Origin of the sequence: Trichocoleus sp. FACHB-262 (genome assembly GCF_014696035.1) — a bacterium.
In the GTDB taxonomy this organism is placed as follows: domain Bacteria; phylum Cyanobacteriota; class Cyanobacteriia; order FACHB-46; family FACHB-46; genus Trichocoleus.
Map to the genome: position 1 here is coordinate 1 of NZ_JACJPK010000028.1, position 19,289 is coordinate 19,289.

Genomic DNA, 19,289 nt, shown 5'->3' on the forward strand with positions numbered 1-19,289 from the left:
AAAATTTACGATCGCCATAGGGGAGTCAGGAGAGATGGCGATCGCTCAATTACATCCTGGATAAGGCTTTTTGTGATTATTCTACTTGTGAAGAAAGATGTGACAATGCATAGCACTTTATGCTAAGCGCAAAGCGGGATAGCAAGGCAGCGGCACCATTTTTCCGTAAAGTGCTCAAGGGTCAGCACATCCAACCTCCAAGAGTCATTACAGTGGACAAGAATGCTGCTTATCCAGTGGCACTGGAGGTGCTCAAAGCAGAAGAGACGATTGAACAAGAGACCGAATTAAGGCAGAGCAAATACCTCAACAATATCATTGAGCAGGATCATCGTCATATTAAACGAGTTGTAAAACCGATGATGGGGTTGAAGACGTTCAATAGTGCAAGAAGAACGTTGAGCAGAATCAAAGCGATGAATATGATTCGCAAAGGACAAGTAAAAGGAGTCAACCAAGGGGACAGTGTGTCTGAAGTGAAATTTATCGAAGCGATTTTTGGAATTGCTGCTTAAGGAAATGCCAACGATACCGAGCGTTTGTCCTTTATAAGTTTTTGCGACACAACCTCAAGCTGCCACAGTTGGGGCACTTGCGGCGAACACACTTGAGCCCTTTTGCTTTCGTCGCTATTGGTTGGGGGCTACTTCGTGCCATACGTCTCGGCGAATCACATCCCGTTCATAGCTTATCGAAATTTGTGGTTAATTCTCTAGTTGGCTTTGCTACCCTAGTTTTTTTGCGACACAACCGCATTAAGTTGGGGGTCAACTTGATGAACTCAAGTGAACTTAAACGAACCTAAGTGGTGTGAGTTGAACGAATGTTGAAGAATGGAACATAGCTATAACAACAAGGGATAGTGGTAGGCGATCGCTACGGTGGTATGAGTGTAGCTGCTTGTTAGATCTGAGGGATGACTTCATCAGGAGAAAATTCAAATGATTGCTTTACCTGGAGTTACCATTCAACGCAAGAGCTACGAGAGCTCAGTGTCTCTGGTCTATCGAGGCATGAATGAGGAGGATGGCCGAGCGCTTGTCATCAAGGTACTGAAGCAAGATTATCCTTCCCCTCAAGAATTAACGCGCTATAGGCAGGAATATGCGATTATCCGTTCTCTAAATCTAGAAGGCGTGATCAAAGCTTACAGCCAGCAAGCGTATCAGCGTACCCTCGTTACCCTGCTAGAGGACTTTGGGGGTGAGTCCTTAGATTACTGGATACAGCAACGTTCAGGCTCCTGTTTCATGCCCTTAGACACGTTTCTCCAGTTTGCCATCAACCTCACAGATATTCTAGGCAAAATTCATGCTGCTCATGTTATTCACAAGGACATTAATCCTGGAAACATTGTTCTGAATCCCGATACAGGTGTTGTCAAAATCATTGGCTTTGGCATTGCCACTCAGTTCAGTCGCACAAATCCGACGTTCAAAAGTCCGCATGTTTTAGAAGGCACACTCGCCTACCTTTCTCCAGAACAAACCGGGCGGATGAACCGGACGATCGACTACCGCACCGATTTTTACTCACTCGGGGTGACATTCTACCAGCTGCTAACTGGACAACTGCCGTTTCCCACAACAGATGTCTTAGAGTTAGTTCACTGTCACATTGCTAAACAGCCTACTCCACTGTATGAACTCAATGGAACGATCCCTGAAGCCGTTTCAGATATCATCTTAAAATTAATGGCGAAGAATGCGGAGGATCGCTATCAAAGCGCTTGGGGCATCAAAGCAGATTTGGAACAGTGTGCTGAACAATTAGCAGCAAGCGGTCAAATTAATTACATCCGACTGGGGCTGCAAGATACTTCAGACCAGTTTCAAATTCCCCAGAAGTTGTATGGACGCGACATGGAGACAGCCGCATTATTGGCAGCATTTGAGAGAGTAACAGGGGGAAGTGACACGGAGATAGAGAGACACGGAGATGTAGGGAGTGATAATGTTCCAACGTCTGCTGAAATGCTGTTAGTCTCTGGCTATTCTGGAGTGGGTAAATCGGCGTTAGTACAAGAACTCTACAAACCCATCACAGCAAAGCGCGGTTATTTTATCTCTGGTAAGTTTGACCAGTTCCAGCGCAATGTTCCCTATAGTGCCATCGTCGATGCCCTACGAAAATTGGTGCAGCAACTCCTTAGTAAGCCCGATGAGCAGGTGCAACAGTGGCGATCGCGCCTACTTGCAGCTTTGGGAAGTAACGGGCAAATCATAATTGATGTGATCCCAGAAGTGGAGTTGATTACGGGTAAGCAGCCGCCCGTACCGGAAGTGGGAGTTGTGGAAGCTCAGAATCGTTTCAATCGCATTTTTCAGCAGTTTATTCGAGTGTTTTGTTCTAAGGAGCATCCGCTCGTGATCTTCTTAGATGATTTGCAGTGGATCGATTCAGCCTCACTCAAATTAATCGAACTGATGATGCTGGATGAACAGACTCAATATCTATTTTTAATTGGAGCCTATCGAGATAATGAAGTAAACTCAACGCATCCATTAGTATTAATGCTGGAAAGGCTGCGACAACAAGGGGCGGTGCTTCAGGAGATTGTCCTAGCACCTTTAACGCTGGAACCGTTGAGTCAGCTGATTGTTGAGACGCTGCATCAGGATGATGAAACCGTTTGTGCTCTGGCTCAGTTGGTGTTACGAAAAACGGAGGGCAATCCTTTCTTTGTCAGCGAATTTTTGAGAATGCTGTATAGCGAAAGTTTGTTGAGTTTTGACGGATCACATTTAAGCTGGCGATGGAACATTGCTGAGATTAAAGCCCAAAACATTACTGATAATGTGGTGGAGTTGATGCTCTTAAAGCTGAAGAAACTACTAGAAGAAACCCAGCAAATCCTCCGGTTAGCTGCCTGCATCGGCTCTGAATTTGATTTAGCTACATTGGCGATCGTGTGTAAGAAATCGCCCCAAACGGTTTTTCAGGATTTACTACCAGCGGTACAAGGAGGGTTCATTCAACCTCTGTCTGAATTAGATGAGGACTTGTTAGTTCAAGAATATAAGTTCTTGCATGACCGAGTACAGCAGGCTGCCTATGCTTTGATTCTTGATGATCAAAAGCAAGTAACGCACTACTCTATTGGACAACTCCTGCTCAGCAGACTACCTGAGATCGAACAAAGTGAGATGCTTTTTGATATTGTCAACCACATCAACTTCGGTCAATCATTTCTGACCCAGAAAGATGAAAAAGAGAAAATAGCACGACTTAATCTGGCTGCCGCTCAAAAAGCCATCTCTTCTACAGCTTATGAAGCCGCGATTCGGTATCTTGAGACTGCCATTGGCTTGCTCGAACCAGAGGCTTGGATGAGTCAATACGGCTTGATGTTCAACCTGTATCGGACTCTCTGTGCAGCACAGTTGAGCAATGCTAGATATGAGCAACTAAATGCCACAACCAAGGTAGCTTTAGAACACATTTCTTCTGCCGTCGATCGCGCAGATGTTCATGTTTTTCAAATCACTCAATATACCCTACAAGGCGAATGTAAGGAAGCAGTTCAAACAGGTCTAATCGGATTGCATGAGTTGGGGATTGAGATTAAAGGCAAGAATTTGACAGAATTAGTCCGTGAAGAGTTTGCTGCTGTTGCCGAAAGCTTAGAAAATCGCTCAATTTCCTCGCTTTTAACTTTACCAACAGTGAGTGATCCGGTGATTCAAGCAATGATTAGATTGCTAATTGCTGTAGATATACCAACTTACATTACGGCTAGTATTGAACTTTACTGCTTCGTCAGTTTAAGAGTAGTTCGTCTCTCCATTGAACATGGAAATATTGCTGAGTCTATTAAGGCTTATGCAAATTATGGTCTTCTCTTAGGCTTGATGCAAGGGCAATATCAACGAGGCTATGAGTTTGCAGATTTGGCAGTGCAGCTTAGCTACAAGCTAAACAGTAAATCCCAGCAGTGTAAGGCTGAGATGTTGTTTGGAGGCTTTATTCAAGTTTGGTCAAAGCCTCTAGCAGGGGCAGCTACAATCAATTACAAAGGTTTTTTGGCAAGCATGGAGTCGGGAGATGTACAGTTTGCAGCCTATAACTTAGTCGGTAACATTTTTAATCGCTTATTTCAAGGAGAAAATTTAACAACTGTTGCAGAAGACAACAAAAAATATCAACTGGTGGCGGAGCAGATTCAGGATGAGCTTGCGAAGGTAGCACTGGCTGGAGCTAAATTTTTCATCGCAAAACTTACTTTAGGGCAAGCGGCACAGGAACACGATCGCTCGCTCAGGGAGACAGAAAAAATAGTTCATCAGGGTGAAACCTCACAAATACAGTTCTCAATTTGTCTTTATTACATTCTCAGAATGCATCTTTCCTGTTTAACAGCAGATTTTGAGCAAGGTCGCTATTATCTCGTTGAAGCGGGAAAGATCCTAAATTCTATCGTAGGATTTACAATCTACAGTAGTTATTTCTATTATGGTTCTCTGATTCTACTCAACCTGTATCCTAGTCTATCTCAAGCAGAACAAAGGGATGCGCTGGAGCAGATTCGATCAAATCAGGAGCGCTTGAAAGCATGGTCAGATAGTTGTCCAGAAAACTTCTTACACAAGTTTTGTCTCGTTGAGGCAGAGAATGCGCGAGTCTTGGGTCAACTTTCTGTAGCAGAAAACTTGTATGAACAAGCCATTCAAGGAGCTAAGAACAACGAGTATCTGCAAGAAGAAGCATTGGCCTATGAATTAGCCGCCAAACACTACTTAGCGCGAGGTCTGGAAAAGTTTGCCCAGCTTTACATGAAGGAAGCTCACTATTGCTATGAACGATGGGGAGCAACAGCAAAGGCTAGAGATTTAGAAACTCGTTATCCTCAACTGTTTCCTCAGTCTTCTAACGTAGTTTCTACACAAGTTCGCACCACGACCGGAACCATTTCAAGTACCTCACATACTGCTCTCGATTTAGCGACGGTGATGAAAGCAACTCAAGCAATTTCGAGTGAAATTGAATTGGGGCGGTTGCTCCATTCTCTAATGCAGATCCTAATTGAGAACGCTGGTGCACAAACCGGATGCTTGATTTTAGAAAACTCAGGAGAATGGGTGATTGAGGCTGCTTGTGAACTGAATGAGGGTGAGCAAGTGTCTGCTACGCAAGTGTTGCAATCGATTCCAGTTGTAAACCGTTTGCCTGAATCAGTCATTCAGTATGTGATCCGAACTCATCAATCTGTGATTTTAAGTGATGCAACTCGTGAAGGGAATTTTATCAACGATCCATACATTCAACGCAACCACACTCAATCACTACTCTGTTTGCCACTGCTGAATCAAAGTAAATTGGTTGGTGTGTTGTACCTGGAAAACCAATTAGCGGCTGGAGCTTTCACACCAGAACGATTCTCCGAAGGAGACGCTACGCGATCGCAGGTTTTGCATCTGTTATCAACCCAAGCAGCCATTTCAATCGAAAATGCCAAACTCTACTCAAAGCTAAGCGATAGCAAAAATCAGCTCAATCAATTTCTAGAAGCGGTTCCAGTAGGAATTGGGGTCTTGGATACGGGGGGTCGCCCTTACTATGTCAATCAACAAGGCATTGAGCTATTAGGCAAAGGCGTTGATCCTACCGTAACACCCGATCAGCTGGCAGAGGTTTATCAAATTTATCGGGCTGGGACGGATCAAAACTGTGCATCTGAGATGATGCCAATCGTCCGAGCGTTAAGGGGCGAACGGACAAGAACCGATGATTTAGAGATTCACCAAGGCGAGACGATTATTCCTATTGAGGCATGGGGAACTCCAGTCTTTGACGAACATAAGAACGTGGCTTACGCGATCGTGGCTTTTCAAGACATCACGGAGCGGAAACGATCGGAAAAACTGTTAGCTGATTACAACCGTGCCCTAGAGCAACAGGTAGCAGAACGAACGGCAGCTTTACAGCAAAGCGAAGCAGAACTGCGTGCGCTCTTTTCAGCCATGCCCGATCCGCTCTTGGTGGTGGATGCAGAAGGAAATATTTTGAGAGCAATCCTTTTAGAGAAGTTACATCAGCCGATCAATGAACAGGTGGGCCGAACATTATACGAAATCTTTGAGCGATCGCAAGCCGATATATTTCTTGACTATATTCGGCAAGCATTGCTCACTCAGCAACCTCTGACAGTAGAGTATAGTTTGGTGATGGAAAGACGAGAAACCTGGTTTGCAACTCGTATTTCTCCCATTTCAGACCATGCTGTGATTTGGCTAGCAAGAGATATCACCGATCGCAAACGTGCTGAAGCAGCCTCTATTCTAGAAGAGCGCAACCACATGGCACGGGAAATCCACGACACTTTAGCACAGGCATTTACAGGTATTATCATTCATACTCGATCTGCCTCCGATGAGGTAACGATGGATGCAGAAAAAGCGCAAACTCTCCTCACTCAGATCCTCGACTTAGCTCGTTCTGGACTTGCGGAGGCACGTCGTTCAGTAGAGACACTACACCGCCCATACCTTTTAGAGAGCAGCAACCTACAGGATGCCTTAAACCGTCTTACTGCTCAATTGGACTCCTCGATCGCAACCCAAATCGTCTACGAAGTCATTGGTACAGCCTATCCCTTACCCTGTGATTTGGAAAATAATCTGTTTCGGATTGGGCAGGAAGCTTTGACAAATGCAATCAAATATGCCGAAGCGCATGAAATCCGAATTGAACTGGTCTATGAAACGACCCAATGCATCTTACGAATAAAAGACAATGGGCAGGGATTTGATATAGAAAACCAGGCGATGAGAAATGGCTTTGGTCTACTGGGGATGGCACAACGGGCTGAACGCATTAAAGCTGAACTAAAGATTCAAAGCCACTTAGGGCAAGGGACGGAGATCGTGGTATCTATTGATCGGGAGTAAGTCAGCATGAATCAGCCCAGCCGCATTCGCGTTCTTGTTGTAGACGATCATCCCGTTGTTCGCCAGGGTTTGATCGGGATGTTAGAGAAGGCTCCAGATATCTTCATTGTTGGTCAGGGGCGAAATGGGCATGAGGCGATTGAAGTGTTTCAGCACGAGAAGCCTGATGTGACTTTGATGGATTTACGGATGCCTGAGATGGGAGGCGTTGAGGCGATTACAGTGATTTGCAGTGAGTTTCCTAACGCCCGGATTATTGTGCTGACCACGTATGACACTGATGAAGAGATTTATCGAGGATTGCGAGCAGGAGCAAAGGGATATTTACTGAAGGACTCTGAGCCAGAAGAACTATTAACAGCAATTCGGACAGTGATCAGGGGGCAACAGTACATTCCCCTCAATGTGGCTGCTAAGCTAGCCCAGCGGATGACTGCCCCAGAACTGAGCGATCGTGAGCTAGAAGTTCTCCAGTTAGTCGGGCAGGGGATGAGCAACCAGGAAATTAGCACGGCTCTAAATATTAGTGAAAGTACAGTGAAGACTCATATCAACCGAATTTTAAGCAAGCTAGACGTCAAAGATCGCACCCGAGCAGCGATTATTGCGTTGAAACGCGGAATTGCTAACTTATAGAAACAAAGATGGTTTTCTGCCTGGATTAACAATCGTCGCCAGTCATCACTGTAGAGCGAAGGATATCGGTTTACGAAGCAAACAATTAAACCTAAGTTTGATCCAAACCCCAACTTAAGTTCGGTTCGTTCTACTTCCTCAAGTTGATCAAAATACAGACCATAAATTGACTACAATCCTAAGCAAGCCTCATACACTAAACCCACACAAACGATTATGGGGTTGAAGGGAAAAGATTTCAGAGTACACGCGATGAATCTTTTTTCCTCAAAGATTTAGAATGAGCGATATTATTTCTGACGACGCCCTTAGCGATTATCTAACGGAGATACAGAGTGAACGCAATCAATTAGTTGTACCCCCTTCTGAGCAAGACCATCGACAGGGAGAGTTGAATGCCCGCGTTGTGCTTGTTGAGTATGGGGATTATCAATGTCCTCAATGCGGTGAACTTTATACCTCAATTCAGGCGATTCAACGCCAGTTTGAGGCGACCTTGTTTAGAAGAGGTTCTTTATGCTTTATATTCCGACATTTTCCTCAACCTCAAATCCATCCTCAAGCTCAAAAGGCAGCAGCAGCGGCAGAAGCAGCAGCAGCACAGGGGCAGTTTTGGCAGATGCACGAGATGTTATTGAAGCATCAGCAAGAGCTGGGAGATGGGGATTTAGCAGAATACGCTGACAATTTGGGACTTGATGTGACTCAGTTTATTCGAGACATTGCCCGGAAAGTGTACCTTGATCACATCGATCAAGACATTGCCAGCGGAATAGAGAGCGGGGTGGTTAGCATTCCAGCTTTATTTATCAACGGTGTGCGTTATGGAAACGATTTAGAGCTTGAGCCACTACTCGTTGCGTTGGCGCAGCCCGTGCGGTAGCACGTTCGCTGAAGCTTTCCACGACTAGTAGTTTCGATAATCAACTGCATCAGTGCGGCTCTTATCATGATTTCCTTACCCAATATGTTCCTCAAGCAAGCTGTAGCTCGAGTTTCTAGAACGGTACCATTGCAGACGGTTTTGATTGTGCCGTTTATGCTGCAAACGTTTGTGACGGTTGGCTTAGTAGGGTATTTTTCCTTCAGAAATAGGCAGGAAGCCATCAACGATCTCGCCAGTCAACTGCGACGCGAACTGACGAACCGGATCGAAGGCAAACTACAAACCTATACCGAGATACCCCATAACATCAATCGGCTTAATGCCAGTACCTTCGCTCAGGGAAAAATTGTCCCTAGTGCAGTCAAAGGTGAGTTTCCCCTCTGGCAGCAAATTCAGATTTATCCAATGGTGAGTGATATCTACTGTGGCGATCGCACCGGTTCTCTTCTAGGGGTGCGACGTAGCCCTGCCGATCGGTCCATTGAACTGCGATCGAGTAACGTTACTACAGATCATAAACTCTACGGCTACAGTCTTGATCGCAACGGTCAGGGAGATCAGTTAGTCAGTCAAGGCAACAAACCCTTTGATGCACGGCTTCGTCCCTGGTTCAAAGCAGCGGTGACGGCAGGCGAACCCGTTTGGAGTGGAATCTATGCCGACTTTGCCAGCCAATTGCCAACGATCACTGCCAGTACGCCTGTCTATAGCACTACTGATCGATCGCTGTTGGGAGTCTGTGCCACCGATGTATTTCTGCCGAATGAGATGAGTCGTTTTTTGGCGAGCCTGCAAATCGGCAAGACAGGCATCGCCTTTATTTTAGAGCGCTCAGGACAACTGGTTGCCACCTCCACCGGAGAGGCGGTTATCAGTAGTGGAGCGGTGGCAAATCGATTGTCCGCAGTTGAGAGCCGTAACCCTACCGTACGAGCGACTGCTGCCTATTTGCGCGAACATTTCAGCAATTTGTGGCAGATCCAAACTGCGGAACAGCTTGATTTTGATTTCGATGGCAGGCGGCAGTTAATTCAGGTAATGCCATTCAAAGATACTCGTGGGCTGGATTGGCTGATTGTTACGGTATTGCCTGAATCCGATTTCATGGCAAAGATTAATCAGAGCATTCAGACGACGATTCTGCTTTGTATTGCGGCTTTGCTGCTTAGCATTGTGATCTGCATTTTGATTGCCCGCTGGATCACTAAACCGATCGTTAGCGTCAGTCAATCGGCAAAAGCGCTAGCAGACGGGGAATGGAATCAGACGGTAGAAATTGAGCGATCGGGCGATTTGGGCGAACTGGCTCGATCGTTCAACCAGATGGCACACCAGCTTCAAATCGCATTTGCCAAAATGCAGTCTTTAAACCAGACCCTTGCCCAAAGTGAAACCCGCCTCCAGAAAATTTTGGAGTCGGTTCCGGTAGGAATCACGGTTCTGGACGCAACGGGTCGCCCTTATTACGCAAATCAGAAGGCAATCCAACTCTTGGGCAAAGGTGTACTGCCATCTATTACCCCAGAGCAAATTGTCGAGGTCTATCAACTTTATGTGGCAGGAACCGATCGCCCTTACCCAACTGAACAACTGATGATGATACGAGCACTAAACGGTGAACAGGGCAGGGTGGATGATATCGAAATTCACCAGGGGAATCGGATTATTCCGATTGAAAGTTGGGGGACTCCAATTTTTGATGAGTCTGGCAACATTTTGTATGCGATCGCCGCCTTTCAAGACATCACCGACCGCAAGCAAGCAGAGAAGCTTTTAGCCGAATATAGCCAGACCTTAGAACAGCAAGTCACTGAGCGAACGTTGCTGCTTTCTCAAGAGATTGAAGAGCGTCAACGAGTGGAAAGCGCTCTGCGATACAGTGAAGAGCAACGCAGGCTGACAATGGACTTGACCCATATCGGCAGTTGGAACTGGAATATTTTGGAGAATACAACCGAGTGGAATGATAACCACGCTCGATTGCTGGGGTTAGTTTCTAACGAAGTGGAGAGTAGCTATCAAGTATGGCGCGATCGGGTTCACCCAGAGGATGTTGAGCGAGTCGAGCAAGCAGTTGCGCTCGCACTGGCAACACATACCGATTTTGAAGCTGAATATCGCGTGCTCTATCCAGATGGAAGTGTTCACTGGCTAGTTGGCCGGGGTCGAGGCATTTACAACGGAGCAGGACAACCTGTACGAATGTTGGGAGTGATTTTGGATGTTAGCGAACAGCGAGACGCTGCACTACGTGAACGCAAACGTGCTGAAGCAGCGTCAATTTTAGAAGAACGTAACCGCATGGCACGCGAGATTCACGACACGCTAGCGCAAGCCTTTACAGGTGTTCTGGTTCACATGGGAACCGTTTCTCAGTTAGTGACCATTAAACCAGAAGCCATACAAACTCATATTGATATCGTGCGTGAGCTAGCTCGTAACGGACTGATAGAGGCTCGACGTTCCGTTGCAGCACTGCGTCCTCAGTTACTAGAAGATGGCAACCTCTGGACAGCGCTGGAGCAATTTGTTGCCACGATGCAATCCTCAACAGAGGCCCGCCTGACTTATGAGGTGATCGGCACGCCCTATACGTTGCCCCCTGACGCTGAGAATAACCTCTTGAGAATTGGACAGGAAGCGTTCACCAATGCAGTCAAGTATGCTCACGCGAACGAAATCCGGATTGAATTAGTTTATGAACCCGTCTCGTGCTATTTACGCATTAAAGACAATGGACGCGGGTTTGAAGTTAGTCCTACCACTATCAGTCGAGGATTTGGTTTATCGGGTATGACCGAACGAGCAGAACACATTGGCGCACTGCTCTCGATTGAGAGCCAATTGGGGCAGGGAACAACAGTGATCGTATCTGTACAGCGGGAGTCAGCAACATGAGTCAGCCTACAGCTATTCGCGTTTTAATTATTGATGACCACGCAATTGTGCGACAAGGACTGGTTGCAATGATTGACAATCAACCAGATATGACGTTGGTGGGTCAAGCGGGCAATGGACAGGAAGCGATCGACCAATATCGCCAGCTACAGCCTGATGTCACCTTAATGGACTTACGGATGCCGCAGGTGAGTGGTGTGGATGCAACGATGGCAATTTGTGCTGAGTTTGCCCACGCACACATTATTATCCTGACAACCTACGATGGGGATGAAGATATCTATCGAGGATTACGCGCCGGAGCCAAGGGCTATCTGCTCAAGGATGCCGAACCTGAGGAACTCCTCAGTGCCATTCATGTTGTTCATAGGGGTCAGCAATACATTCCCGCTCACGTTGGCGCTAAACTAGCGCAGCGGATAAACCATCGAGAGTTGAGCGATCGCGAACTAGAAGTCCTTCAATTGGTAGCTCAGGGGATGAGCAATCTGCAAATCAGCGCTGCCTTAAATATTGCTGAAAGCACTGTTAAATCGAACATCAACCACATCTTGAGCAAACTGGGAGCGAAAGACCGCACACAAGCGACCATTATTGCTCTGAAGCGAGGAATCGCTAGCTTGTAGCTTAGTTATGTGAACTTGAAATGGGTGATAAACCTAAACTTAAGGTGGGTGTTATGCCAGCACCTGAGGTTGCTCAAATAGCGATCATCTTGTGGTTCAAAACATAAACCCTGAATTGGCGACAGATTTGAGGTTGCCTTTTACATTAAGAACATACAAACAAATTCGAATCTGAATCTGCGAACAAGAACCTGACAACAGCTTGGTTGTTTGCTATTCCATTTTTCATCCATCTCAACAAGAGCTGAGGAGATCGACATGACAACAACGATCGATTCCAATTTTGCTGCCTGCGAAGCGCTGCGCCTGCTTGGTCCCGATCCCGAGAACTGGGTACCCGATCGCCCTGGTATTGATCACAATGTCACGATAATCGGTGGCAGCGGCAGCGGTAGCACCTTTGTATTTGCACTACGGCGTGCTGGAATCGGGCGCGTGACGGAGATCGATGCAGCAGATGACGAAGCTCATGCAGGGGTGTGGTTGACGCGAGCACGGATGAGAACGCTCCGCACGCCAAAGAATCTGCCTGGTCCAGAACTAGGAATCCCAGAATTGTCCTTCCAAGCCTGGTACGAAGCTCGACACGGTGCGGCAGCCTATGCGGAGATCGATCGCATTGAGCGGGTGGATTGGGCTGAGTACCTCAGTTGGTATCGGCATTTTCTCGGTATCCAGGTTCGTTACCAAACGAAGTTGGTGCGGATAGAGCCAGCCACAGGTTTCTTCCGTCTACACTTTGAGGTAAACGGTGTCCCGCAGGTGGAGACTACGCGCAAAATTATCTTCGCCAATGGCGTGGCTGGCACTGGTGGTCCATACATACCTCCAGTATTGGCTGACTTACCCCGCACGCTGTACGCCCATACCGTCGATGCCATTGATTTTGAAGCACTGCGCGGCAAAACTGTGGCAGTGCTAGGTGCGGCGGCTTCAGCTTTCGATGCAGCAGGAGTGGCGCTGGAATCAGGCGCTAAGGCAGTACACCTATTTGTACGGCGATCGGCGATCGCATCTCTGTCATTACTCCGGGTACGAGATTACCCTGGCGCTTACGACAACTATCCCCAACTACCCGATTCAGCCCGCTGGTTACAGGCTTGGCGCTTTCATCAAGCAGGCACCGCACCACCACCAAAGTCGATTGAGCGAGCGATCGCATTCCCAAACTTTCACATCCACCTATCTGCACCTTGGAAATCGGCACGGAAAATGGGTGATGCGGAAGCCGCCGCCAAGGGCGAACGCATTGCCATCCAGGTGAACGATGATGTTTTCGAGTTTGATTTTGCGATCGCTGGCACGGGTTACTTCGTTGACCCAACACAGCGTCCCGAACTAGCCGACTTCGCTCAGCATATTGCCCTCTGGCGCGATCGCTACGAGCCACCAGAAGACTTGCGCGACGACAATCTGGGGATGCACCCTTACCTTGGTAACGCCCACGAATACCAAGAGAAAGTACTTGGCACTGCCCCTTACCTGAAAGACATTCACGTCTTTAATCCGGCTGGTTTAGTTAGCTTCGGTTTGCCAGTGGGTGACATTCACAGCATCCGCCGTGACGTACCTGCAATCGTATCGCGCATCAGTCACGACTTGTTCTTTAAGGACTGGGCGCATCATGAGGCAAGGATCACAGGCGATATTGCCCCCGATTTCGAGAACTCGCTCTATGCGGCTGCGGTGTGGAAACAACCATCGGAGCAGCAATCCGCTAGGTCAACAGCTTTTTCACCAGTAACAAATCGTTCTGACTGAGAAAAGATGTCAGTAGAAAGTGATTGCCATTCCACAATCACTGCTGATCAAACATCACTGTTAAATCAACTCACTTGACAGTGTTATTTCAACAAATTGTTTACTACTTATCAAAGGAGAATATCATGGTTGCTCAAGTAAACTCACCAACAGCAAAGATTTTGGAAGTTGCAGATGATCCACGTCTTTCCAGGGAGGTAAAGGCATTTTTGAAGGAGCTAAATTCAGGAGGTGTGCCTCTAGAGACATTACCTCCATCCGAAGCACGTCAAGTACTCGTGGATGCACAGGCTTCTGTTCCAGTCGATCTTTCCGGCATTGAAGAGTCTGAGAAGACGATTACTGCTGATGGTTACACGATTACACTCAATATCGTGCGACCTGAAGGGGTCGAAGGCATATTGCCTGTTTTCATCTTTATTCATGGCGGCGGTTGGGTATTGGGCGATTACCCAACGCACAAGCACATGGTTCGCAATCTCGTTGTGCTTTCTGGGTTTGCGGGTGTCTTTGTCAACTACACGCGCACGCCAGATGCTCAGTATCCACAAGCAATTAATGAGATCTATGCTGCCACTAAATGGGTCGCTGAGCACGGGGAAGAAATTGGAGTTGATGGTAAAAACCTGGCAGTTGTCGGCAACAGTGTTGGCGGAAATATGACAGCAGTAACTGCTTTGCAGTCGAAAGCAAAAGGAGGACCACACATCAAGTTGCAAATTATGATGTGGCCGATTGTAGACGCTAGTTTTGAAACGGATTCTTATCATCAATTTGGTGACAAACGTTTCTTAACTACACCAGGGATGAAGTGGATGTATGACATGTACATCCCTGACACAGAAAAGCGCAAGGATATCTATGCCTCTCCCCTACAGGCGACGGTTGAGCAACTGAAAGGCTTGCCTCCAGCGTTAATTCAGGTGGCAGAGAGTGATATTTTGCGTGATGGTGGCGAGGCTTATGGACGCAAGCTCGATGAGGCTGGAGTGACAGTGACAACCGTGCGTTACAACGGCATGATTCATGATTTTGGGCTGCTGACTGGTTTAGCCGAGGTTCCGGCAGTTCGTTCTCTGTTTGTTCAGGCTGCTGCTGAATTGAAGAAACACCTGCAATAAGAGGATACGGAGACGCGGGGACACGGAGAAGTTTCATTCAATTTCGCGTCACCGCGTTTCCCATTCCGCGTTCCTCTTCCTCTCTCAAATACCTATCAATAATGATCAATTACACCCCAAGCGCCAAGGACATCATCGGCTCATCTCCGCTGATCGCGATCGAAAACGAAGCACCACCCAAGCTAATTGTCGATCCGCCACTTCCCGAACCGCTGGCCCAGGGACGTGTCTTCATTCAGTATCGAACGGAGAATTTGCGCGTGTTGCTCGTGTTCGGCAAAGGTGCGCTCGATGTATCGCCTCGTATCGGACATATCCACATCACCGTTGATGGCGCGCCGTGGCACTTTGTCGATGCCAGTGGTGAAACAATCATTCTAGTTGGTCTGGAACCTGGTTTACACAAGGTGCTGATCGAACTAGCAGATCCTACGCACAAAGTGATTACCAGCGAAACAGTGACGTTCACAGTGCCCGATCTTAAGCGATGAATCAGGTCGGTGAAACGATGCGATCGACACTTCGCAGCGCTGAATGTAAAGCACATGCTTCGCGAACATTATCGCAACCCACATCCGTCAATTTCTCACGTCACGGTTGCAATCTATCCAACGAAATAACTCAGAGGAAATTACAACATGAATATGCCTACCTTCAGAAACGGCATTCGCCTGGTTCTGATTATCATCCTCTTTTTAGGAACTATTACAATCACCTCTCTGGGAGCCATCATGAATACTGCTAGTGCACAAGACAATAAACCCACGATCGTGTTTGTTCATGGCGCGTTCGCCGAGTCTTCCAGTTGGAATGGTGTATTGGCCAAACTGATTCCGAAAGGTTACCCAACGGTTGCTGTGGCTAATCCCCTACGTGGCGTTAAGAGTGATGCAGACTATGTTGCTAGCGTCCTTAAAGACATCAATGGTCCCATCGTGCTGGTTGCACATTCCTACGGAGGTTCGGTAACGACCAATGCGGTTAATGGGAACAACAATGTGAAAGCACTGGTCTACGTTGCTGGCTTTGCTCCTGACGAAGGCGAGACTGCCGCCGAACTCTCAGGACGTTATCCGGGCAGCACGCTCACGCCGACCCTCGCACCGCCGGTTGTCCTGCCCGATGGTGGCAAAGACCTATACATTCAGCAGAGCAAGTTTCATGCCCAATTTGCTGCGGATCTGCCCGCTAGTGACGCGGAACTGATGGCTAGTACCCAGCGTCCGATTGTGGAAGCCGCGTTTACTGAAGCCTCCGGTGCGCCTGCATGGAAATCTATCCCGTCCTGGTTTATTTATGGCGAACGGGACTTGAACATTCCAGCAGCGGTGCATGCTTTCATGGCGGAGCGAGCCAACTCAAAGGAAACCGTTGTTGTAAGTGGCTCATCTCATGTCGTGATGATTTCTCATTCGGATGCGGTCGCTGAGATCATCGAGCATGCTGCAACTGCGCCATAGCAAGGAAAAACTGATGAACATTAAAAATTGGCGGTGTTTCGCACCGGATGTTGGTGAAACGGTGAGCGGTTGAATCGTAGATACGCAGCAGATTCAACCAGCACGGCAATTGTGTCTGATGTAGCAAATTTTCTCTATGCCGATCGCAATAGATTTCACGATCTGTCTGCTCAGGATATACCGGATGCTGAGGTGCAGCTCATGGCAGTCATCTAAAAGCCAATTGCTAGCACAGCTTTTGACCAATCTATGAATGAAACCGCCTGAAAAACCATTCTTTCTTGGTACCTCGTAACTCAAGCCGAGCGGGCTATTAATCCTGACCTCCAGCGATTTATGGCTCGATAGATGGGGGCTAAAACAATTGAAGTCAACTCTAGTCACGTTTCCCTGTTTCTCATCCCAATGAGCTTGCCAAACTGATTGAAACAGCGGCAGCGTGATCTCTGTTCCTGATCTTTGGTACGAATAGCACGCTCAAAACCAATTATTCTTTGCAAGGCTAATGATCATGAAAAAGTTAGAAGGAAAAGTTGCGCTTATCACCGGCGGCACCAGCGGCATCGGGCTCGCTACTGCTAAGGCCTTTATTGCCGAAGGAGCCTATGTCTTTATCACAGGCCGCCGCCAGCGTGAACTAGATGATGCTGTAGATGCGCTTGGTGAAAATGTTGTGGGGGTGCAGAGCGACGTCTCTAATATGGCAGACCTCGATCGCTTGTTCACTACAATCAAGCAAAAGCAAGGTCGATTGGATGTGGTCTTCGCCAATGCAGGGGGAGGAGAGATCGTCCCGCTCGGCTCAATTACTGAAGAACACTTTGACAAAACGTTCAACACCAACGTCAAAGGTCTGTTATTTACTGTGCAGAAAGCTCTGCCTCTAATGCCAGAGGGAACTTCAATCATTCTGAATGCCTCAACGGCTTCGGTCAAAGGCACGCCAGCCTTCAGCGTGTACAGCGCGACCAAAGCGGCGGTGCGATCGTTTGCCCGCAATTGGACACTCGACCTCAAGGATCGCAAGATTCGGGTGAATGCCCTTAGCCCCGGCGTGGTGCTGACGCCAGGCTACGAGCTGCTTGGGCTGAATGAGCAGCAGATAAAGGAATTTGTGGACAGCCAGGCCATCAGCATCCCCATCGGGCGAGTTGGCACACCGGATGAGATTGCCAAAGCTGTGGTTTTTCTTGCTTCGGACGATAGCAGCTTTGTCAACGGCATTGAGTTATTTGTTGATGGCGGGATGGCACAGATTTAAAGGCATTTAGTGGCGATCGCAAGGACAATCATGAATATCAACAAGACCGACACCGCAATCGTTGTGATTGATCCACAAAACGATGTTTTGAGTGAAACAGGAGTTTCTTGGGATTTAGTCGGGGATAGCGTCAAAGCAAACAAGACCGTTGAGAACATTGAGCACATCTTTAAAGCCGCAAAGCGGAACGACTTTGAAGTTTTCATCTCTCCCCACTACTACTACCCCACCGACCACGGCTGGAAATTTGCCGGCAATCTGGAGCAGATGATGCTTGAGGTTAAGGAATTTGCTCGCACTGGTTCCCTAAGCCTCGACGGATTTGTGGGTTCTGGTGCCGATTGGCCCGAACGCTATAAGCCCTTTATTGAAGACGGCAAAACCATCGTCGTCAATCCTCATAAAGTCTATGGGCCACAGAACAACGACTTGGTTTTGCAACTACGTAAGCGCAACATGAGCAAGGTTATTTTACTCGGCATGCTCGCCAATCTTTGCGTTGAAGCTCATCTGCGCGAGTTGCTAGAGCAAGGATTTGAAGTCCTTGTCGTTAAGGATGCGACGGCTGCTCCGCAGCATCCAGAGCTAGGTGATGGCTATAAGGCCGCGTTGATCAACTTTGGCTATCTTGCTAACGCTGTTTTGTCTACAGACGACGTTGTCAAAGCAATGGCGTAATTAAGGTATCAAGGTATTCCTCCAAGCCATTCACCTAAGGAGTAACCCTATTACTATGAGCGCAATAAACGGTATCATCAATCAGATCAGCCCGTATCCGGTTACTGAAACCATCGATCGCTTGGTCTCCGTTTTACAGGCAAAAGAGATCACTATCTTTGCCCGCATTGATCAAAGGTTGGAAGCTGAAAAGGTTGGGTTAAACTTGCACCCAACACAGTTATTGCTGTTTGGTAACCCGAAAGCTGGGACGCTATTGATGGTAGCAGAACCTGCGATCGCCCTGGATTTACCCCTGAAAATACTGGCGTGGGAAGCGGCTGACAGCCAAGTTTGGGTAAGTTACAACGATCCCAATTATTTGAAGCAGCGGTTCTCTCTCGGATGAATGGGTCAAAAACATTGCGGTTATCGCACCTTTGATTGAACAAATGTTGGCTTAGAACAGCGACCCATGCCATCTCTCAATCATTCAAATCCAAACATCGCGATTACGATCGCTAGTTTCTCGCAGAACGTTTGGTGGATACATCCTTGGTACGAAGCTAACCATGCCGACCCTCAAAAATCAATCGCTCTATAGTTCTAAAGCCCTACGAAGACTCCAACGCCTAGTTCAACTTAGCGATACTCCTCTAGTGCGAACCCTTACCACTGCTTTGATTCACCAGCAGCTATGAATTATGGGAGCTTTATTTAGGGTAACGCTGATCTTTACCGTCCAAAACCCTGCTTCCTGGCTGACAATCAAGCAACTGGAGTTTAGACTAAGCAGAGCAGCAAGCAGATAAGAAAGAGCAGCCAGATCAATAAACTGACTGCTCCTGGCATTCTGAGAAAAGCACTACCAATTCTCAGATGCCGATATGAATGCTGACAAATTGAAGGCATTTCGTCAAACTGCCTACCAGTGTTTAGGACGATCCCATGACGCGATGTTTGAACTGGGGGATGCAGTCTTGGGCGTTGCACAAAGAGCGAATGATTTAGACAGGAACCAGTACTTTCCAATGTCTCAGATAGTAGGTCAATAAGCAAATAGAGGCTTCCAGCATCTCTTGTGACTTGGAATAAC

General features: G+C 47.4%; 13 protein-coding genes. All 13 read left to right on the plus strand.

Annotation, left to right across the window (positions count from 1 at the left end; translation table 11 throughout):
* Positions 1–119 precede the first annotated feature (119 nt).
* The 13 genes from H6F68_RS05695 to H6F68_RS05755 all read left to right on the plus strand — a co-directional run bounded on the left by H6F68_RS05695 (position 120) and on the right by H6F68_RS05755 (position 18,602).
* A complete protein-coding gene (locus H6F68_RS05695; RefSeq protein ID WP_242065371.1) occupies positions 120–515 on the plus strand; it encodes a DDE-type integrase/transposase/recombinase in 396 nt (131 codons plus the stop codon).
* Between the two features lie 426 nt (positions 516–941).
* Positions 942–6,887 carry an AAA family ATPase gene (locus H6F68_RS05700; protein WP_190557197.1) on the plus strand — a complete coding sequence of 1,982 codons (5,946 nt, stop codon included), beginning with the start codon at positions 942–944 and terminating at the stop codon, positions 6,885–6,887.
* A 6-nt stretch (positions 6,888–6,893) separates the two neighbouring features.
* A complete protein-coding gene (locus tag H6F68_RS05705; protein ID WP_190557199.1) occupies positions 6,894–7,523 on the plus strand; it encodes a response regulator transcription factor in 630 nt (209 codons plus the stop codon).
* Between the two features lie 280 nt (positions 7,524–7,803).
* Complete coding sequence (locus tag H6F68_RS05710; protein WP_190557201.1) at positions 7,804–8,406, plus strand: DsbA family protein; 603 nt, start codon at positions 7,804–7,806, stop codon at positions 8,404–8,406.
* Positions 8,407–8,472: 66 nt separating this feature from the next.
* Complete coding sequence (locus H6F68_RS05715) at positions 8,473–11,307, plus strand: PAS domain-containing protein (protein WP_190557203.1); 2,835 nt, start codon at positions 8,473–8,475, stop codon at positions 11,305–11,307.
* Positions 11,304–11,933 (plus strand): response regulator transcription factor, encoded by a 630-nt coding sequence (locus H6F68_RS05720; protein WP_190441393.1) that lies wholly within the window; start codon positions 11,304–11,306, stop codon positions 11,931–11,933. Before H6F68_RS05715 ends, H6F68_RS05720 begins: the two co-directional genes overlap by 4 nt.
* A 258-nt stretch (positions 11,934–12,191) precedes the next feature.
* A complete protein-coding gene (locus H6F68_RS05725; protein WP_190557205.1) occupies positions 12,192–13,694 on the plus strand; it encodes a SidA/IucD/PvdA family monooxygenase in 1,503 nt (500 codons plus the stop codon).
* A 125-nt stretch (positions 13,695–13,819) separates the two neighbouring features.
* Positions 13,820–14,815 (plus strand): alpha/beta hydrolase, encoded by a 996-nt coding sequence (locus H6F68_RS05730; RefSeq protein WP_190557207.1) that lies wholly within the window; start codon positions 13,820–13,822, stop codon positions 14,813–14,815.
* A 101-nt stretch (positions 14,816–14,916) separates the two neighbouring features.
* Positions 14,917–15,306 (plus strand): DUF6130 family protein, encoded by a 390-nt coding sequence (locus H6F68_RS05735; RefSeq protein ID WP_190557209.1) that lies wholly within the window; start codon positions 14,917–14,919, stop codon positions 15,304–15,306.
* 240 nt (positions 15,307–15,546) lie between these two features.
* Positions 15,547–16,275: an alpha/beta hydrolase gene (locus H6F68_RS05740; RefSeq protein ID WP_199299929.1), complete on the plus strand. Its 729-nt coding sequence runs from the start codon at positions 15,547–15,549 to the stop codon at positions 16,273–16,275.
* Positions 16,276–16,786: 511 nt separating this feature from the next.
* Positions 16,787–17,536, plus strand: coding sequence for an SDR family oxidoreductase (locus H6F68_RS05745; protein WP_190557213.1), 750 nt, complete (start codon positions 16,787–16,789; stop codon positions 17,534–17,536).
* Between the two features lie 30 nt (positions 17,537–17,566).
* Entirely contained in the window at positions 17,567–18,214 is a 648-nt protein-coding gene (locus H6F68_RS05750) for an isochorismatase family protein (protein ID WP_190557215.1), read from the plus strand.
* 55 nt (positions 18,215–18,269) lie between these two features.
* Complete coding sequence (locus H6F68_RS05755; protein ID WP_199299928.1) at positions 18,270–18,602, plus strand: DUF302 domain-containing protein; 333 nt, start codon at positions 18,270–18,272, stop codon at positions 18,600–18,602.
* Positions 18,603–19,289 lie beyond the last annotated feature (687 nt).

Bases quoted from the DNA above. Each gene is read 5' to 3' on its own strand.
- H6F68_RS05695 (WP_242065371.1), top strand. From the start codon at position 120: ATGCTAAGCGCAAAGCGGGATAGCAAGGCAGCGGCACCATTTTTCCGT.
- H6F68_RS05700 (WP_190557197.1), top strand. From the start codon at position 942: ATGATTGCTTTACCTGGAGTTACCATTCAACGCAAGAGCTACGAGAGC.
- H6F68_RS05705 (WP_190557199.1), top strand. From the start codon at position 6,894: ATGAATCAGCCCAGCCGCATTCGCGTTCTTGTTGTAGACGATCATCCC.
- H6F68_RS05710 (WP_190557201.1), top strand. From the start codon at position 7,804: ATGAGCGATATTATTTCTGACGACGCCCTTAGCGATTATCTAACGGAG.
- H6F68_RS05715 (WP_190557203.1), top strand. From the start codon at position 8,473: ATGATTTCCTTACCCAATATGTTCCTCAAGCAAGCTGTAGCTCGAGTT.
- H6F68_RS05720 (WP_190441393.1), top strand. From the start codon at position 11,304: ATGAGTCAGCCTACAGCTATTCGCGTTTTAATTATTGATGACCACGCA.
- H6F68_RS05725 (WP_190557205.1), top strand. From the start codon at position 12,192: ATGACAACAACGATCGATTCCAATTTTGCTGCCTGCGAAGCGCTGCGC.
- H6F68_RS05730 (WP_190557207.1), top strand. From the start codon at position 13,820: ATGGTTGCTCAAGTAAACTCACCAACAGCAAAGATTTTGGAAGTTGCA.
- H6F68_RS05735 (WP_190557209.1), top strand. From the start codon at position 14,917: ATGATCAATTACACCCCAAGCGCCAAGGACATCATCGGCTCATCTCCG.
- H6F68_RS05740 (WP_199299929.1), top strand. From the start codon at position 15,547: ATGAATACTGCTAGTGCACAAGACAATAAACCCACGATCGTGTTTGTT.
- H6F68_RS05745 (WP_190557213.1), top strand. From the start codon at position 16,787: ATGAAAAAGTTAGAAGGAAAAGTTGCGCTTATCACCGGCGGCACCAGC.
- H6F68_RS05750 (WP_190557215.1), top strand. From the start codon at position 17,567: ATGAATATCAACAAGACCGACACCGCAATCGTTGTGATTGATCCACAA.
- H6F68_RS05755 (WP_199299928.1), top strand. From the start codon at position 18,270: ATGAGCGCAATAAACGGTATCATCAATCAGATCAGCCCGTATCCGGTT.